The 16,647-nt window shown below is 59.8% G+C and carries 13 protein-coding genes; 6 read left to right on the plus strand and 7 right to left on the minus strand.

Going from position 1 to position 16,647, the window contains the following annotated elements; all coding sequences use genetic code 11:
* Positions 1–87: 87 nt before the first annotated feature.
* Genes ASD01_RS07160 through traI form a run of 3 tightly spaced genes read right to left on the minus strand, consistent with a single transcriptional unit; the run spans position 88 to position 2,923 of the window.
* Complete coding sequence (locus ASD01_RS07160; RefSeq protein WP_060643755.1) at positions 88–1,443, minus strand: amidohydrolase family protein; 1,356 nt, start codon at positions 1,441–1,443, stop codon at positions 88–90.
* Between the two features lie 35 nt (positions 1,444–1,478).
* The gene (locus tag ASD01_RS07165; protein ID WP_063979498.1) at positions 1,479–2,240 is read right to left on the minus strand and encodes a winged helix-turn-helix transcriptional regulator; all 762 of its coding nucleotides are present in this window, start codon (positions 2,238–2,240) and stop codon (positions 1,479–1,481) included.
* A complete protein-coding gene (gene traI / locus ASD01_RS07170; RefSeq protein WP_082584594.1) occupies positions 2,237–2,923 on the minus strand; it encodes an acyl-homoserine-lactone synthase in 687 nt (228 codons plus the stop codon). The genes ASD01_RS07165 and traI overlap by 4 nt, the downstream gene beginning before the upstream one ends.
* 217 nt (positions 2,924–3,140) lie before the next feature.
* On the opposite strand from traI, the gene rctB reads away from it, so the two are divergent.
* On the plus strand, positions 3,141–3,485 hold the full coding sequence (gene rctB, locus ASD01_RS07175) for an SMa0974 family conjugal transfer regulator (protein ID WP_156623626.1): 345 nt from the start codon (positions 3,141–3,143) through the stop codon (positions 3,483–3,485).
* Between the two features lie 376 nt (positions 3,486–3,861).
* Positions 3,862–4,083, plus strand: a complete 222-nt coding sequence (locus tag ASD01_RS34485; protein WP_244495209.1) for a type II toxin-antitoxin system Phd/YefM family antitoxin — start codon at positions 3,862–3,864, stop codon at positions 4,081–4,083.
* Between the two features lie 631 nt (positions 4,084–4,714).
* Here ASD01_RS34485 and traA read toward each other — a convergent pair.
* The gene (gene traA / locus ASD01_RS07185; RefSeq protein ID WP_060643803.1) at positions 4,715–9,337 is read right to left on the minus strand and encodes a Ti-type conjugative transfer relaxase TraA; all 4,623 of its coding nucleotides are present in this window, start codon (positions 9,335–9,337) and stop codon (positions 4,715–4,717) included.
* Between the two features lie 221 nt (positions 9,338–9,558).
* Here traA and ASD01_RS07190 point away from each other — a divergent pair, with 221 nt between their 5' ends.
* The 4 genes from ASD01_RS07190 (at position 9,559) to ASD01_RS36130 (ending at position 12,879) form a co-directional block, all read left to right on the plus strand.
* A complete protein-coding gene (locus ASD01_RS07190) occupies positions 9,559–9,846 on the plus strand; it encodes a TraC family protein (RefSeq protein ID WP_060643757.1) in 288 nt (95 codons plus the stop codon).
* Positions 9,836–10,075 carry a conjugal transfer protein TraD gene (locus ASD01_RS07195; RefSeq protein ID WP_060643758.1) on the plus strand — a complete coding sequence of 80 codons (240 nt, stop codon included), beginning with the start codon at positions 9,836–9,838 and terminating at the stop codon, positions 10,073–10,075. The genes ASD01_RS07190 and ASD01_RS07195 overlap by 11 nt, the downstream gene beginning before the upstream one ends.
* Complete coding sequence (gene traG / locus ASD01_RS07200) at positions 10,066–11,979, plus strand: Ti-type conjugative transfer system protein TraG (RefSeq protein ID WP_060643759.1); 1,914 nt, start codon at positions 10,066–10,068, stop codon at positions 11,977–11,979. Before ASD01_RS07195 ends, traG begins: the two co-directional genes overlap by 10 nt.
* A 609-nt stretch (positions 11,980–12,588) precedes the next feature.
* On the plus strand, positions 12,589–12,879 hold the full coding sequence (locus tag ASD01_RS36130) for an RES domain-containing protein (RefSeq protein ID WP_280138774.1): 291 nt from the start codon (positions 12,589–12,591) through the stop codon (positions 12,877–12,879).
* Between the two features lie 840 nt (positions 12,880–13,719).
* Here the strand turns inward: ASD01_RS36130 and ASD01_RS36135 are convergent.
* The 3 genes from ASD01_RS36135 to ASD01_RS07210 all read right to left on the minus strand — a co-directional run bounded on the left by ASD01_RS36135 (position 13,720) and on the right by ASD01_RS07210 (position 16,620).
* On the minus strand, positions 13,720–13,887 hold the full coding sequence (locus tag ASD01_RS36135) for a hypothetical protein (protein WP_167550717.1): 168 nt from the start codon (positions 13,885–13,887) through the stop codon (positions 13,720–13,722).
* Positions 13,888–14,229: 342 nt separating this feature from the next.
* The gene (locus tag ASD01_RS07205; protein ID WP_034800240.1) at positions 14,230–14,553 is read right to left on the minus strand and encodes a DUF736 domain-containing protein; all 324 of its coding nucleotides are present in this window, start codon (positions 14,551–14,553) and stop codon (positions 14,230–14,232) included.
* Positions 14,554–15,429: 876 nt separating this feature from the next.
* Positions 15,430–16,620 (minus strand): DUF1173 domain-containing protein, encoded by a 1,191-nt coding sequence (locus ASD01_RS07210; protein ID WP_060643804.1) that lies wholly within the window; start codon positions 16,618–16,620, stop codon positions 15,430–15,432.
* Positions 16,621–16,647: the final 27 nt, after the last annotated feature.

Consider the following 16,647-nt stretch of genomic DNA (forward strand, 5'->3'; position numbering starts at 1 on the left):
AGTCGTATCCGTCGACGATATCTCGCAATTACGGCCGCGGCTAAGCATTGTCGGCGTCGGCGCGATAGCCAAGCTCCGGCTGAAACGTCAAGTAAGCCGGCCATTCCTGACAACTATACGGCCTGCGATCACGACATGCCTGACGCGGCTCAGATTAACGTGGTCGACAACGATCAGGTCTGCACGCTTGCCTTTTTCAATCAGCCCGCGGTCGCCGGCCATTTGTATGAAGACGCGCGCGACATTCCCGGTCGCAAGGGCAACGGCCTCCGCCACAGACAATTGCTTCTTCTTGATCATACGCTGGATCGCTTCAAGAATTCCATCCCAATGCCCGCCGGCAAAATCGGTCGAAATGGTGTCGACACAGCCCGCATCGATCAGCGCGTCGAGGTTGGAGGGATCGTTGCGCCAGCGTGTCCCGATACAATCCAATGTCGAAACATCGATGATGGCCCCTTTTCTTCTCAGATTCTGGGCAAACGAGACTGCCTCGTCCGGGAGAAAGCTCGGGTGATTGCTATGACCGGCGACGAGACGTGCCTTGGGATATTTCTCGACCGCGGCCATCAGACGCTTTGCAGATGGTGCCGCGTTGTGGAAGATCGCGGGATATCCGACCCGCTCGGCTTCGCGGGCGATTTCATCGAATCCGGCCAGCGCAAGGGCAACCGAAGGCATCACCGATTGCGTAATGATGTCGCGAACGCGATCTGCTTCGGTGACCCCGGAAAGACCGCAATGCTCCAACTCGTCGGTCAGTTTCGAATTCGATAGGCCGTCTACCGGATCAAGATAGCGGCCAAGGACGGCGTTCTTCAAGCGCCGCGCGGCAGCGGGCGTCACCTCGACCCCGAACTCGTGCAGGAACGCTTGCGGGATGAACCTGTATTCTTGCGCGCCACCACCCAATGTCTGCCCGCCACCTGCCTCGCCAAGCGCGACTGCGCCGGAGGCCAACAGGTCATCTATGGTCGCGCTCAGGTGCCGTGTTGAAAGTCCCTTGCCGTCGACCACAAGTGCCGCCTCGATGCTTTTCGAAGTGTGAGCCGTGGAAATGCGGATATCCATGGCATGAGGTTCTGCCTCGTCGACATCTATTTCGTCCGCCATGGCCAGACCGCAGACGTTGAGAAGGGTCGTTGTTCCCTGAAGAACATGGCGGTTTCGGAAATAGGCAACATCTTCGCCTTCAAATGGCTTCGAGCCACTCGGCATCGAAGGCCCCCGAATACATCCATGCGCATGGGCATTGATGAGACCTGGCATAACGATGCCGCCAGCTGCATCGATGGTTTCTCGCGCCACGATTTCAGCGCCTGCGGCAGCCTCAGCGACTTCGATACCGGCGATCCTTCCCTTCCGGACATACACGGCAGCCCGCTTGTGAAACGTCTTGCCGTCGCCGGTGATGAGACCTCCATTTCGGATTACCAGATCCATGACAGCTGCTCCTTCTCGACAGCCCGAATGCTGTCCTAGCCGCCGGTCGCTTCGCTCGGCCGATGCTGCTTGTTCTGCGATTGCTCCTGACTGGAACCATCGAGCATGTAGCCGGACGATCGAACCGTTCGGATAAGATCTGCGCCATCGGCCGCGCTAAGCGCCTTGCGCAGTCGACCGATATGGACATTGACCGTCTTGGCGTCGACGAAACGACGCTCGGGCCAACCAGCTTCGATGAGTTGTACGCGACTGCACGCCTGCTCGCGGTTCTCCATCAGGAACTTAAGCAACCGGAATTCGATCGGTCCCAAGTGGACGTTGATGCCGAAACACTTGACGCTGTGCCTGTTGGTATTCAGTTCGATTCCTGCATAGGCGAGGATGCGACCGTCGCCCGCCATGGGACCCGACGCGTGTGGAAGGAGGATACGGTCGCGAAGGAAGCCGAGCAGCTTGGAGGGAGCGATCGGTCTTACAAAATTCTCGTCTATACCGGCCTTCAGCAGATCGATAAACCGACTTTCCGCACCAGGTCCAATCAATCCGACCGTCGTGATCCCGAATGTCCGCGGCTCCTGCTTTAGCTTTACACAGGCTGCGGGAGCCCAATCTTCTCCCGATCGACAATCAAGGAGGATGGCTCCGACATCGTACTCGCCTGCAAAATGGACGATCTCCTCGACCCCGGAACCAAGAATGACCTGATACCCCTCGGATTCCAGGATATGGACGAGTAGCAGATAGTAATCCGCATCGGTCGAACCGATCAGGATCTGCGGTCGCGCGGAATTCAAAGATTTCTCCTCTTTAGCGCAGCGTCAGTTGTGATCGGATCCCTCGTGAGGACCGCCTCAAGCAGCGGAGTTGTGGTGCAGGCGTGTCCCTGGCGACAGGCAGCAGCGCGAATCCGATGAAGGCTCGCGGCGTCGGCAGTAAGAACTCCAGCTACGGCCATCGTGCTGCCAATGGGACACGGCCGACCAAGGCGTTGCATTGGCCAGCCGGCGCGTTTCAAAATGCGCTCGAAACGCAGGTCAGTTGCTGTGACGATCTCATAATAGCCGTTCGCCATCGACCACTCGATGATGCCGGCGAACATCTTAAGCGTCGTCCTGTGGAGAACTCCCCGCGTCCTGCCCTCGTCGAGCGCCGTGTCGACGCAAAAGCGCGAGCTTTCGACCATCCCTGCATGAGCGTCGAGCCGTCGCGATGAGAGGAGCTGCGGAAATGTATTGGCGAGCATCGTCGGTCCGGTAGCCGGGAGAAGCCTCGCGCAGCCCGCCACTGCACCTGTTGTAGAAACAGCCAGGATATAGGTCGGATTGTATTGATCGTAAGCATCGGCCTCACGATCGTCCCTTATGTCTACATCCCAGTCCAGCCTGTCGCCAAAGACTCGCGCACGCAGCCGATGCATCGAATCGATCAAGTCAGCAAATTCTCCGCGCGCTGCGGCCGGCACAGCTAATATCTCCATCTCCATTCTCCGAATAATCCTGCTTCAGACCACTGGACACGAGTTTCGGCGCTCAGGCGACTAATAGAATTAGTAGTCGAGCGCTCGACCAAAGCGTGCATGAATATCGCACGCATGAGTTGTTCGATGCCGAGCGAACTATGTCGCAACCACCGGAATTGATGCTGTGCCACGAATGTGCAGCGGCGGAGCCGCCGAGGGAGAAATAGAAGCACCAATGACGCGGATTGGCAGCAAGGAGTTTCGATACAAGCATACCGCCGAGGCGTTCGTCCCGGTCCAACACGCACTCCAGGTCACCCAAAAGGTCTGCGCCCGGTATGGCGACTATTGCCGCTCGATCGGCACTACGGGCGTCGACCGATTGCTCGACTTCGGTGACGCACGCGCTGTCTTGAGGCCGACAGATCAGGGCCTGCATTTCCGGATCGACGCGCAGGACACCATCACCTTCTATGGTATCCGGACACTTCTGCTGGGAAGCCTGTGCGCCGTCGCGAAGTTTTCAGGTGAGCACGTTCAATGGCACCCGGCCGGCAGCGTGCAATTCGGCGTGATGTAAGGATGCCTCGGAAACGGTGGCCCCTGGATCTTTGAGTCGCTCCGCACCGGGTTCGCGGTTCTGGCAACGCGCTTCTCCGCATAGCCCCATTTTCGTTGCCCAACGGCAGACGATATCCACGCCATCATCAGACGTTTCCGCGGCATCGTCGAAATCGGGAAATGGCTCAAGATCATGACATTAGTGCCTCAAGCTAATGTAACGCGAACACGGCAATTGATGAGAAGGGGCTTTGCGACAGATAACGAGCACGTTATCGGGCTCTATTGCATTCGTAGCCCTCGCTCGCGCCCCCACGCGTTGAGACTGGATTCGCAGAGGGAAAGCAGTAAGTATAGCCAAGTTAGCTAAACGGGATTTTCCCATGTAGGTTACAATCCATAACGCCCAAACGAATCTGTCCAAACTCATCGAGGCAGCAAAGGCTGGCGAGGAAATTGTCATAGCGAAGGGCAAGACCCCTGTCGCTCGGATCGTTGCTATTCCACAAAGCAAGTTCACTGTCGGGCTGCTGAAGGGCAAGGTCACAGAGCAGGGACCGGATTTCTTTAAGCCTATGAGTGAAGATGAGCTCGCTCTTTGGGAAGGCGCGGTGTGACAGCTGTGCTTCTCGATACCCATACTTGGGCATGGTCACTAACGGGCGATATGCGCCTGTCCAAGGCAGAGTTGCGGCATTGGTGCCGGAAGTCTGTTTGAAAGGGGCAACCCTCGCCTGGGAGCATCATGACCCATTCGACCGATTGCCGGCGGCGACCACGCTCGCTCTTGGAATCCACTGATTTCAGCAGACGAAGTTTTCGACACGCTCCCAGATATTAGCCGTTTGTGGTGACTTCCGCCGGCGAGATTTCATGCTCCCAACTCAGTGGCAAGACATGTACATTCGGAATATCCCTCCCCGTGCTCGGACGGTGGTGCGGCCGAGATAGATCGTGTTCCAGTGCACAATGGCGCCGATGTGCGCGAGGATCGCAAGATGGCGGCCGCCGCACGAAAAGAAGGCGCGCACTAGGAGAGTTGAACCAAATATCGCCGGCCCCCTCTGCCGCAAGCTTTAGATCAAGCCACCGACGCCGTGCATGGCGGGCTCGGTCATATTTTCAGCGTTGCCGTAACGCTGGCCAAGGCGATCTGAGCCCTGACGACCTCTCGATGGGAATCTAGGTCCGGATGATCACGTCGTAAGCGGGTTCCTATTCAGCCTTGCCCTTCTCGCTGTGCTTTCTTCAATGCTCTGCGATAATACCGCGGACGGGTTCGATGACGCGCCGCTGACGCGCCGAAACGGTCTCCTGGCTGCGTTGCAGTCGCACAGTCTGCTGCAAGACCTGCAGCAGATCTCGCATCGCCTCGAAGGCGCTGCGCTGCGCCGGCGACACACGGTTGATGACGTCCTCCTCCCCGCGCAGGACGGCGTTGCGACCGAAGCGCTCGTCGAGCGCCCGACTAACGGCGATGAATTCTTGGGCGACGCGCTGATCGAGCAGACCCACGGCGGCTTCGAGCTTGCCCTCCTTCTTCTTCTCCGCCACCAACTGCCGCAGCGTATCCTCGGCCTTCCGCGATAGACCGGGAATGGCGATCGCCATATGCCGGCGCTCTGCGGCGATCGCCTTGGTCTCGGCCTCAAACGCCGCGGCATAGGACGCTCCGAGAGAACGGACACAGCTTGCAACTTCCGACACAGCCTGAACCGCGGCCTTCCGCTCCCGGCCGGCAGCAAGCAACTTGTCCACTATGCGACCGGAGCCGCGTAGTGCGCCATAAGCGGCCGGATCGTTGGTGACGGCTGCGGCAATCCGCTCGCCGGAAAAACCCTTTTCGACGAGCTCCTCGATCTTGGCGATCGCGCCGGCGGGATCGCGCCAGATGCGTGTCGCCGCATCCATGAGCGCGGCGCGATGATGATTGTAATGGGGAACGGCAAGCGCTCTTTCCCGCGCTTCATCGGCGACAGGTGTCTTGAACTCAGTGACGGCGGCAAGCATGGGCAACACGGGCACTGCTTCATTTCCGAACTCGATGCTTGCGCCGGCAACGATTTTCGAGCGATCCTGCTTTTCTGCGAGATGCTGCTCGTCGCTAAAACGCCTGATCACCTCGAACAGGCGCACCAGTTTTTGACGGTGCTCAGGGGCGAGATTTTCCGGCATCCGCTCTTCAACATTTCGCTCGGCGATCGGATCGGTCCTGGCGGTGAATGCAGACCAGCCGAAGCGCGAGGTCACCGCCTCGTTGACCGCCTTTACCTCCTGCACCAGCAAACGGTCCTCAGCGGCATAGGCGAAGGCCGTCTTGTAGGCATCAACCCCGCCGCGCTCCCGGACCGCCTCGACTTCGACGAGACGCGCCATCGCCTTTTTCGAAAGCGCGGGAATGGACAATGCCATATGGACGCGCCGCTGTTGCTCGCGGCTGGCGAAGCGCTCCGCCTGCCTGCGGAACGCGGTTGCTTGCGCGCGCGCCAAAGTCAGCAGCTCCGATAATGTGGCCACGGCTTCGTTGCGCTCGTTTCGAGCGGCGCGGCCATCGACCATGCGGTCAGAGCCACGCAATCGGCCAAGGCGTTCGGGTGCGAGGCCAAGATCTTCGGCAATCTTGCGCGGCTCGACGTCTGCGCCTGATACCAGAGCGTTGAGCGCCGACAGCGCGCCACTCGGGTCGCGATAGATTTTCTGCAGCACCGGCCGGAGTATTTCCTCGCGCTCCTTCCACGGTTGCGAGGCGAGCTGCGCGAGACGCGCATCCTCTTCAACGCTGTGGGCGAACTCGGTGGCCGGTGGAATCAAATAGTTTCCGCCCAACGGGATGCCGGCAACCAAGGACACTCTGCGCTCCTCGCTGTACGAGACGCTCCGCTCCCGATCGATCGCAAAATCGAGCGCTATGCTCGCTCGCTCCCAGAGCTTCGCCAACCGCGACCGCTTCTCCGCAAGCCACGCCAACCGCCGCGCCGCGCCCCCCTCCAATTCCGCAGCGGCCCGGGCGAGCGTGTCGATGCCACGCCGCTGGGCAAAATCAAGGACATGCTCCCGATAACCTTCCTTGCTTTCGAAATCGAGCGTCGTTGTCTTGGCGCCGGATCGTCCGAGGCGCTCAACAAGCTGTTTGAACACAGGCGGCCGCCGGCTTTCCCGTTCGATCCTCGCCTTGCGCGCATCGACAGTTTCGATTTGGGTTGCAGTCCAAACGTTGCGTTCTACCTGACGTTCCTCGAGACGCTTCTTGCCGGTCTTTTCATCAGTGACGGGCACCCTTACCGTGACCGTTTCGACGCCATCCTTGCGGAGCCTCACAGTATCGCCTGTCGAGATTCCACCCTCCTCAAGTGCCTTTGGCAGGCTCACGCCCCAAAGTCGATGAATGGTACCGTCGTCCGTCCTCACATCGGCGTAGGGGCTGTGTTTGGCATTTTCATCTTGCGGCCGGAACTTGGCCGACCCGGTCTCCACCAATTCACCGGTGACGCCGGCTGCATGATCGACACGTGCGCTACGCCCCCATTGCGGCTTCGGTTCAAAGTTCTCGCGCGCCACGTAGAGATCGGCGCGGTTACGATGCCTGGTCATCGCCACATAGGTCAGATGCTGGTCCATCATCCCGGTGGCGAGCACGAAGGTTCGGTCGATGGTCGAGCCTTGACATTTGTGGATGGTCGCGGCGTAGCCGTGATCGACATTGCTGTAGCTATCCTCACTGATCACGACGTCCCGGCCATTGTCGAGATGTACCGTCAACAGCGCGTCTGCGCGTTTGTCGCCGGATGAAACAACCGTGCCAAGCATGCCGTTCTTGACATATTGGGGAGCAAGCCGCTTTGCTCGTGGTTCAAGGAAGCGGGCGTTTTCGAGGAAGATGATCCGGTCGCCCGCGCCGAACTCACGAAGCCCACGTGCCGTCCGGAATTGGCGCGCATCTGTAAGCGCGCCCTCGTCGATCATGACCTTGCGCAAGGCCTCGTTCAGCTTCCGAACGTCATCGTTGGTGTGAGTAAGCACAAGCAGTTCGTCGCCGCGAAGACGTCCCGGATGCTGGCCCACGGCAAATTTCTGAAGCAGGTCCCGGCGGGCGTCGGCCCAATCGGCAACGATGCGGTCTATGACCTCGGCCCTGGTTTCGGTCTCGACAATGCAGCCCCTCTGCGCGTAGGCATCAAGGCCCTCTTCGACCTTGCCGCGCGCAAGGAGACGGGAAGCATCGCGCGCCCAGACATCACGCTGCCGCCGCACGCCGGCAAGTTCCGCGAAGCCGATCCGTTCGGTGATTGCCCGGAACGCCGCACCCGCCTGGATCGGCTGCAGTTGCATCGCGTCGCCGACCAGCACGGCTTTTGCGCCTGCGTCCTCCACAGCCCTGAGGATACGCGCCATCTGCTGCGATGACACCATGCCGGCCTCATCGATGACGAGCACATCGCCGCGCTCCATTGTTTCGCGCCCCCCGGCCCAGGCAAGCTCCCAGGACGCCAGCGTGCGCGACCGGATCCCGGAACTGTCCTCCAGCCCTTCCGCAGCCTTGCCGGCTAGGGCCGCGCCGATCACCCGTCGGCCGTCGCATTCCCATGCGACGCGGGCCGCCGAAAGCAGTGTCGACTTACCGGCGCCGGCAAGCCCCACGACCGCCGCAATGGCATTATCGCGCGTGACATGACGTACCGCATCGACCTGTTCCGCATCGAGCCTGAAGGATTTTTTCGGATCGGCCGTTTCGACGCTTCGGACGGCGGCGGCGGCCTTGGCACCGGAGACGCTGAAGCCCTTTCGCATCGACAGAACCTCGGCTGACTGCGCCATGTCATATTCGATGCGCAGGATCCCCCGCGTTGTGAACACCGCCGGCTCTGTTAGCTTGCCCGTTTGGGTGTCGATCTGCTGCGCCTTCAGCAGCACGAGGTCGTCCGAAGCCATGAGCCGCGCGCGGATATTGGCGAAATCCACTGGATCATCGACATAGCGGTGCAGCGTCTTGGCGATTTCACGCTCGTCAAAGGTGGAACGTTCGTTGCCGAGCTGCTTGAGGAGAAGCGCAGGATCCGCGAGTAGCCGGTCGGCCATCGCCTGCCGCCGCGCTAGATCGGCGGGCGCGAAATACATCTCGACACCCTTGCGCGCGAGCGCCGCCTTCTCCGGGCCGAGGTGTTTCTGCGCGATCCCATTGAGGCCTTGCTCAGCATAGGAGCGGCCGTCGAGACGGAGCTCATGGCCGGCTAGCGCCAGGTGGCGGTTGACCGTTTCCGCCCACGCGACCTTCCATGCCTTCATGGTTACTTTGTCGCCGGCCCAGAGCTTGTAAACGATTTTGCCGTTCGGCCTGTTCGGCGTAACGACACGCAACGGCTCTCCGTCATCGCCCAGGACTGGGACCTTCTTCGGCCCAAACCCCTCCTCCGTAATAGGCCTGAGCGTCGTCATCAGGTGGATATGCGGATTGCCGTCCTTGTCGTGATAGACCCAGTCAGCGACCATGCCCTTCGACGTCAAATTGTCTCGGACGAACTCGCGCACCAGCGCGATATTCTCCGCCCGCGTCAGCTCCTCGGGCAGCGCGATGATCAACTCCCGCGCAAGCTGCGCGTCCAACCGCGTCTCGAACGCATCTACCGCATTCCAGAACACCTCGCTGGCCTCCGCGACGGTCTTGTCGTCGACTTTTCTCTTCAGCCAGAGAGGTATCTGGTCCGGCAGCGCCAGCTCCTCATGCACCAGCTCCGACGCGCCGCCACGGTAGCTGAAGGACGTCCCGGCCTGCTCGTCCGTCATCCGGGCGCGGTGGCGGTAGGCGGCGGCCGAGACGATGCTGCGCCCCGCTGCCCTGCTGATCACCTGCGCTCTGACGAACATGATCGCCACGACTGTCTCCGAAGCTTTCAAGCACGTCGCGACAGCGACGTATATTGCGCCCTCAAACCGATCGGACCGGAGGGCCGATGCCGCTCTTCCGTAAAGACGGCCGATGCCGAAATTCCGGCTGCGCGGCTTTTTCAGGGTGATGCAACCTATCCTATTTTACTATCACGAAATAGATAGTATAACTATCGCCGTGAGATTGCTCCGACACGAGGGACGCTGGAATGGCCGTAAAATCATCGCTCTCTGATATCGATGCCCAGATCGAGAAGCTGCGCGAGCGCAGACGAACGCTAATCATAAAATCCGCCGAGCGGTTTGCGCGCGCCGCGACAAAAACGGGGTTGGCGGAAATGGAGATCACGGAGGAAGAACTCGACGCGGTCTTCGAACAGATTGCCGCGCGATTTCGCAAAGAGGAGAAGAAGGGGACTGCTGGCGCAACAGCTTCGTCGCGTCGACAGCCAGGTGGCGGGTCTGGAACGACGGCGGAGGTTTCTCATGACGAATGATCGCAAACGAGAGGCCCGCGAGAAATTCCTGCTCGGTGGCATCGTCGTCAGAGCGGGTCTCGCGGGGGCCGACCGAGCGTTTCTGCTTGGCGGCCTAACGGAACTGGCAAGCGTCGTGCCCGGCACCGACGAGCATCGGCGGCTGCGCGATATCGGTGAGCAAGCTTTCAAGGCGACTTCGCATGAGAGAGGATCATCTCACATCGAGGAGGCGGCGAAGTGGCACTAAAGGAAAGACTGCATCCCAGCCTGCTGCTCGTTCTGGTGCCAATTGCCGTCACCGCCTTTGCCGTCTACATCGTCGGCTGGCACTGGCCGAAGCTTGCCGGCGAGCTATCTGGAAAAACATCATACTGGTTCCTACGAGCCTCGCCCCTGCCCGCGTTGTTGCTTGGGCCGGTCGTCGGATTTTTGACCGTTTGTGCGTTGCCGCTGCACCGGCGAAGGTCGATCGCGATAGTGAACCTTGTCTGCTTTCTGTTCGTGGCCGGCTTCTATGTCCTGCGCGAGTTCGATCGGCTCGCGCCGTACGTGGCGAGCGGTGCGGTCTCGTGGGACCGGGCACTCTCCTATCTCGACATCGTCGCCGTCATTGGCTTGGTGGCCGGCTTCCTGGCGGTGGCGGTGGGCGCGCGCATCTCCACGGTTGTTCCAGAACCGGTGAAGCGAGCCAAGCGCGGGATCTTCGGGGACGCGAACTGGCTGTCGATGGCCGCGGCGGGAAAGCTGTTTCCGCCAGATGGCGAGATCGTCGTTGGCGAGCGTTACCGGGTCGACAAGGAAGTCGTTCATCAATTACCTTTCGATCCGAACGATCCAGCAACATGGGGCCAGGGCGGCAAGGCATCATTGCTGACCTACAAACAGGATTTCGATTCAACGCACGTGCTCTTCTTTGCCGGGTCAGGTGGATACAAGACCACCAGCAACGTCGTGCCCACGGCGCTGCGTTACACCGGGCCGCTGATTTGCCTCGATCCATCGACCGAGGTCGCGCCAATGGTGGTGGAGCATAGAACCCGCGCGCTCGGCCGCGAGGTGATGGTGCTCGATCCGACGAGCCCGATCATGGGCTTCAACGTACTCGACGGCATCGAGAAATCGAAGCACAAGGAAGAGGACATCGTCGGCATTGCTCACATGCTTTTGTCGGAGAGCGTGCGCTTTGAAAGTTCGACTGGCTCCTACTTTCAGAACCAGGCACACAATCTGCTGACCGGTCTGCTCGCCCATGTCATGCTGTCGCCCGAATATGATGGGCGACGGAACTTACGCAGTCTCCGGCAGATCGTATCCGAGCCAGAACCCTCTGTGCTCGCCATGCTGCGCGACATCCAGGACCATTCGGGATCGGCCTTCATCCGCGAAACGCTGGGCGTCTTTACCAACATGACTGAGCAGACCTTCAGCGGCGTCTATTCCACGGCCTCTAAGGACACGCAATGGCTGTCGCTCGACAGCTACGCGGCGCTTGTCTGCGGGAACGCGTTCAGGTCGAGCGACATCGTAGCGGGCAAGAATGACGTGTTCATCAATATTCCGGCATCGATCCTGCGCTCCTATCCGGGTATCGCCCGCGTGATCATCGGCTCGCTGATCAACGCAATGGTGCAGGCCGATGGCACCTTCAAGCGCCGTGCGCTGTTCATGCTCGATGAGGTCGATCTGCTCGGCTACATGCGGGTGCTGGAAGAGGCGCGTGATCGCGGCCGAAAGTACGGAATCTCCATGATGCTTATGTACCAATCGGTCGGACAACTGGAGCGGCATTTCGGGAGGGATGGCGCGACGTCGTGGATCGACGGCTGCGCCTTTGCCAGCTATGCCGCGATTAAAGCGCTCGACACGGCCCGCAGCGTCTCGGCCCAATGCGGCGAGATGACGGTCGAGGTGAAGAGAGGCTCACGCGTCATTGGCTGGAGCCCAAAAAACGCAGGATCGCGCCTATCCGAAAGCGTCAATCTCCAGCGCCGACCGCTGATCATGCCGCACGAGATCACGCAGTCGATGCGCAAAGACGAGCAGATCATTATCGTGCAAGGTCATAGCCCAATCCGCTGCGGGCGCGCGATATATTTTCGGCGGAAGGACATGGATCAGGCAGCCAAGGCAAACCGCTTTGTCCGGATTTAACCTTCCACGCCAAGCCAACCATTACCCGTGCTTATTGCCCCGTCCGACATCCGGCTTGAGTGACGTCAGCACCGCCGATACGAGCCGAAGTTGTCTTCCTGACGCGAGCGGTAGTGTCTTTGCCGACCCCGCGCCCTTGGCAAGGATCTTGAGGTCAACGCACAAGTTCCCCATCTGGCAATGGTCCAAATCGGGTTCGAGCGCGGTGGAAAAATCGAGCGGGATCTAGCTTAAAGCAATCGCAGTGAGGTGTGTGCTGCGCTTGAACGCGCTTGCTCTACCCGATGCTCTCGAAGCCGTTCACCAACCCGGAACGTCCGATCTTTCGGCAACTGGTGTTGCGGACCTGTTCAGGATCTCGCAGCGATCGCGGCGGAAGATCGTAACACGGTATCAGGATCCATCCGAGTTCCACCAAGCTACAGGCCGCGCTGCGCGACTTGATCCGCGTTCTGTTCGCGGCATCCGTAGTGCAGCCGACAAGGAGCGCGCACTGTTATCGAGAATGCTCCAATCCCGGCGTTTCGCTACAAGACGCAACTCGTTACAGAAGGCAGGACAAAGGATGCGATCGACTACCTGGAATTCCATCAGTTCGGGATATCTTGGGTGATCGTCGAACACCTTCCCGCGGGCGCATTGCTCTATCGGGCGCATATGCCAGAATGGGCGAGCTTGCCAAGGAGCAGGGCAGACGCGGCGCTCAAGGGCGGCCGGTTCAATCGAGAGGGCGTCGAAGCTCTATACCTGGCGTTGGACGAGGTCCGCCCTCCGGGAGTACCAGCAGACCTCGCCGTTTCTGCCGCCCTGCACCGTTTGCTCGTATACCGCGACATTGATGAACCTCGTCGACCTTGCGCAACTGAGCTGCGGCGACCCGTGGGACGACCCTTGGCATAGCTGGCGAGAGGACTGGCGCCACCTCAAATTCGACCTTCACGTCGAGCCGCCGACATGGGTACTGGGCGGCCTCCCGTGCTCGGCGCCGGCCTTACGGGCAATTTTTTCCCAGCATAGCGAATACAAGTGGCATCTATGTTGCTATCTTCAGCGAACGGCTCGAAGGCGAGAACCGGATCGAAGTCAATGATCCCGAGGCTAGACTCCCGCGTAATCGATCGAGTTGGGAGAATACGTGGAAATCCGTGGTCCCCTTATGCCACTGAGTCAGCGGAACACTTTGTCTTCAATACACGCCACGTGGCACGATGTTTGTTCTGTCAATGAGAACTGTCGCCGAAACCGGCATTTGGTGCATGCGATTTGATAACAGACGGACCGTCGGGATAGTAACGTGTGGCACTGCCTTGCACCAGCGAAGCTCGCTAATGGCAAACTAAGCCGAATCTCAGCGCGTAACCGACGTCCTGCCGCTTCCTGAAGAGCGAACCATCGGCAAGGTTGCGTTATTTGCCTGCGTCGAATTATTCAGGCAAGCGCTCGTCCTCGACCATAAAGACGTCGACGGCACTTACGAAGTCCGCAAAGAGGCTGTTGGAAATGGTTTCGATGGTTCCGACCGAGCGCGCTTCGGACGCGCATCAGGGCTCATATTCGTTAATGTTGAGGAGGACCAAGCGCGGCTTGTCGCCCTGGGTTGATCGTTACTGACCAGCACAGGGGGCGATGATGTCCCCGGATTTCCGGGAAAGATTGCTCGTCGCATAGGAACCCGAGTGGGGGTTGGCGATCTCCTATATTCTTGGATTTGCCGTAAATGCGAGCCTGGCGAAAGCCTCCCTAGAAGGGAGGCTCGCTGCTGACGCGGCCCTCGAGCTCGGCTACGATGACCTCAAGCTCCGCATAGGCCTGTTCCAGTTCGGCCTGGATCTGGGCGCGTTCGGCCGGGTCGCAGCAGTTCAGCTCGCGGCGCAATTCCTCGATGTGGGCTTCCAGTGCAACCGTCATTTTCGTCATCTCCTTGGCTGTTGGGAAAGATGACGCCGCCGGCCGCGAGAATTGGGCCGGGTCAAGGATCGCGAATGCGACCGGCGGAGCCGGCGAGTGGGGGAGCCGGAATGCGGAGCATTTCGGGGGGACCGCTCGTCCTTTTAGGCGGCGCGATTCCTCGCGGCAGACTTGGCGATCTAAGCAGATAGTTTTTCATCTCGTGTGGCAGGGTAAAAGAACAGGTGCGGGCTCGATGCCCGTACCTGTTTCTAGGTACAAACGTGGGCATCCCGCTCGGGACCGGTCGCATTCAGAACGAGTGGACGCCGGTCCCGATTGATCGGGACCGGCGTTGGTGGTTCAGTTTGGGTTATTCCAGATGATCACCTTGCGGTTCGGATCGCCGCCGGGAGCCTGTGCGAGGTTGCCGAAGATCACGCCGATCTCTGGAGCCTCCAGTTTCACGGAGAGGTACTCTTCTCCGGTCTGGCGGGCGATACGGTTCCACGCCGCGCCGATTTCGAACCCGGTCTTTCGGTGGATGACGCGATAGTCAGGGGCCTCTTCGCTCGTTTTGTTGGCGTTGGGGACGATAGCGATCGGGGCGTTCACTCGGATGGTGGCGAAAACGCCTTCGAGAGTGCCATCGGTCTTCTGCGTGAGAGCTGCGATCGTGGTGGCCATGGTATTGTCTCCTTCGGTTGCTCGGGACCATTCCCGATAGCGCGCGAGGAGACGGCCGATCTGCTGCGGTCATCTCGCTCAAATATTCTGCTAAATTCCATGTTCTGCTCAAAAAAACGCGTGCGCGTTTGTCACGCTTGCTGGAGGAAAGCACCCGGTGCCCAGCAGTGATCCAAAAATGGAATTTTGCAGAATATTCGGGCGAGACGTACCCCTTCAGGGGTTGACCGGAAAGGCAGGCGGTCGGCTAAAGGGCGATGTAGAAGAGGGAATGATCTAGTGCAACCGACGGCGGCGACAGACCGTTCAGGCCACCCGTCCGGCACCTCATAAGACCGCGGCACATTTCAACTGGGCACGCCGCCCTACGATACGCCCGTCCCGGTCTCTGCCCATTGCAAGCAGCGAGCAGCACGGACTGCCGCCAGATTTCTCGGATGCACATTGGCGCGGTCGCGGTGACCACATCGCCCGCAAACTGGATTGCCAAATCCCCGCCCCGGCCATCGCCGAGATCGACAAACGAACTTCAACGATGCTGCCCCTAGACGCGTTGCCGCGTCAGACGCGCGCCAATTGCCATCCACCGTCCTGAGCGACCGACGTCGTACCGCGCGGCCAGGAGTTACGGCTCGAGGTCACGCCCCTCGCGTTCGCCAGGCAGCCGATCGCTCCGGCGAAAAATTTTTCCTTGTTCTTTTGACACGTGAGGAAACCATCTTTGCGTCGAGGTTGCTCATCGACCCATGTTCGCTCGCAACCTCGAAATCAGCACGAAGCGGGATATCCCACATCGACTGAGCCAGACGGATTCGCTGCCGGCCGGGTGACATCGCCGATTTCCGAGCAAGGGCAACGCAGCCGGCATTCTGAGGATCACGGCAACTGCGGCATGTCTCCCTCGGCAATGTACCAAATCCAAGGCGTCATCTCCGGTCTTGCCTCGATCATTTCCGTCAATGCCCGCTGGTAGTCCCCACCTGCACCGGCCGACACGATAAACATCGCAACCGGGCAGGGTCGCTGTTCCGGCAAGGTGACCGACACGATTGGTTTCTCGTGTGAGAGGTTGAAGCGTAAGCCTTTGACGAACTTACGTCGCAGCCCTGCCAGTCTGTCCAGAAGATTGCGTTCGTGGACGTTTTCTAGTGGGATCCAGTTCTCGTTCACCACCATCATCGCGACTTCTTCGACGGCTGCGACCCCGGACGCCGAAATCCCAAACGTCGCGATCATGACGAGGTGCAATTCATCGTTCGAACGCCACAATTCAAGTTCCGTTTCGTATCTGGCGTTCAACCGCTTCCATGCTCGGTCTTCTAGCATGAAGGGGAAGGGCAGATGCCGAACCGCGATCCGGTGTCCGACGCGTGCGGGGATGAACTCCTTTACTTCCCCAACAGCGATCATCAGTTTGCGCGGCCCTGTCCCGGACGCTTGCGCACCGCAAAGCGCGGTTGCTCGGCGTGCGGCAATTGCTTCCTTGTCCTCCTGATGGAACGCCTCGGGCACAAACAGCATATCGCTGAGCTGTCCGCCACGGGTTGTCATCTGCGCCGCGGCATTCATGAGGCTCGTGCGAACCCGACCCCAACCGCGCTTTCCAGCCCAGGAGGACTGCCATTCGGTCAATTCTCCCATTTCCCACAGGTAGTGCAGCGTTGCGCGCAACGAGAGCTTCTGTGGCTCATTGCGGATGGCCGACTCTTGCGGACCTGCCGATCGAGATGCGGCCGCTCGTGGACCTTTCTTCGTCATCGAAAAATCGATCTTCAAGATTGCTCGCCCGTTCGCATCGACCTGGATCGCGCTGCCGATCAAAGGCCCGAGGCCGGATAATTCATAGGGAGGTTCAAAGGATGGGCAATCCGGGTCATGATTGCGCCCGGAAAGCGGCATGCGTTTGACGAGATGTTGCTCATCGAGCCGCGCGATGTACATCGCAACCGGCGGCTCCTTGCACTGGCAATATGGCCGAAGCCCCTGTTCATAAGCACGTGGAAGAAGAGCCCGAAATTCGCTCGATGCCTCCTTGAACAGCCTGTCGCCGATCAGAAACCGTCGCACATTGAGCCTCCGCTTCCCATTCAATAG

It is taken from the genome of Ensifer sp. Root423 (assembly GCF_001426275.1).
Lineage (GTDB): Bacteria > Pseudomonadota > Alphaproteobacteria > Rhizobiales > Rhizobiaceae > Ensifer > Ensifer adhaerens.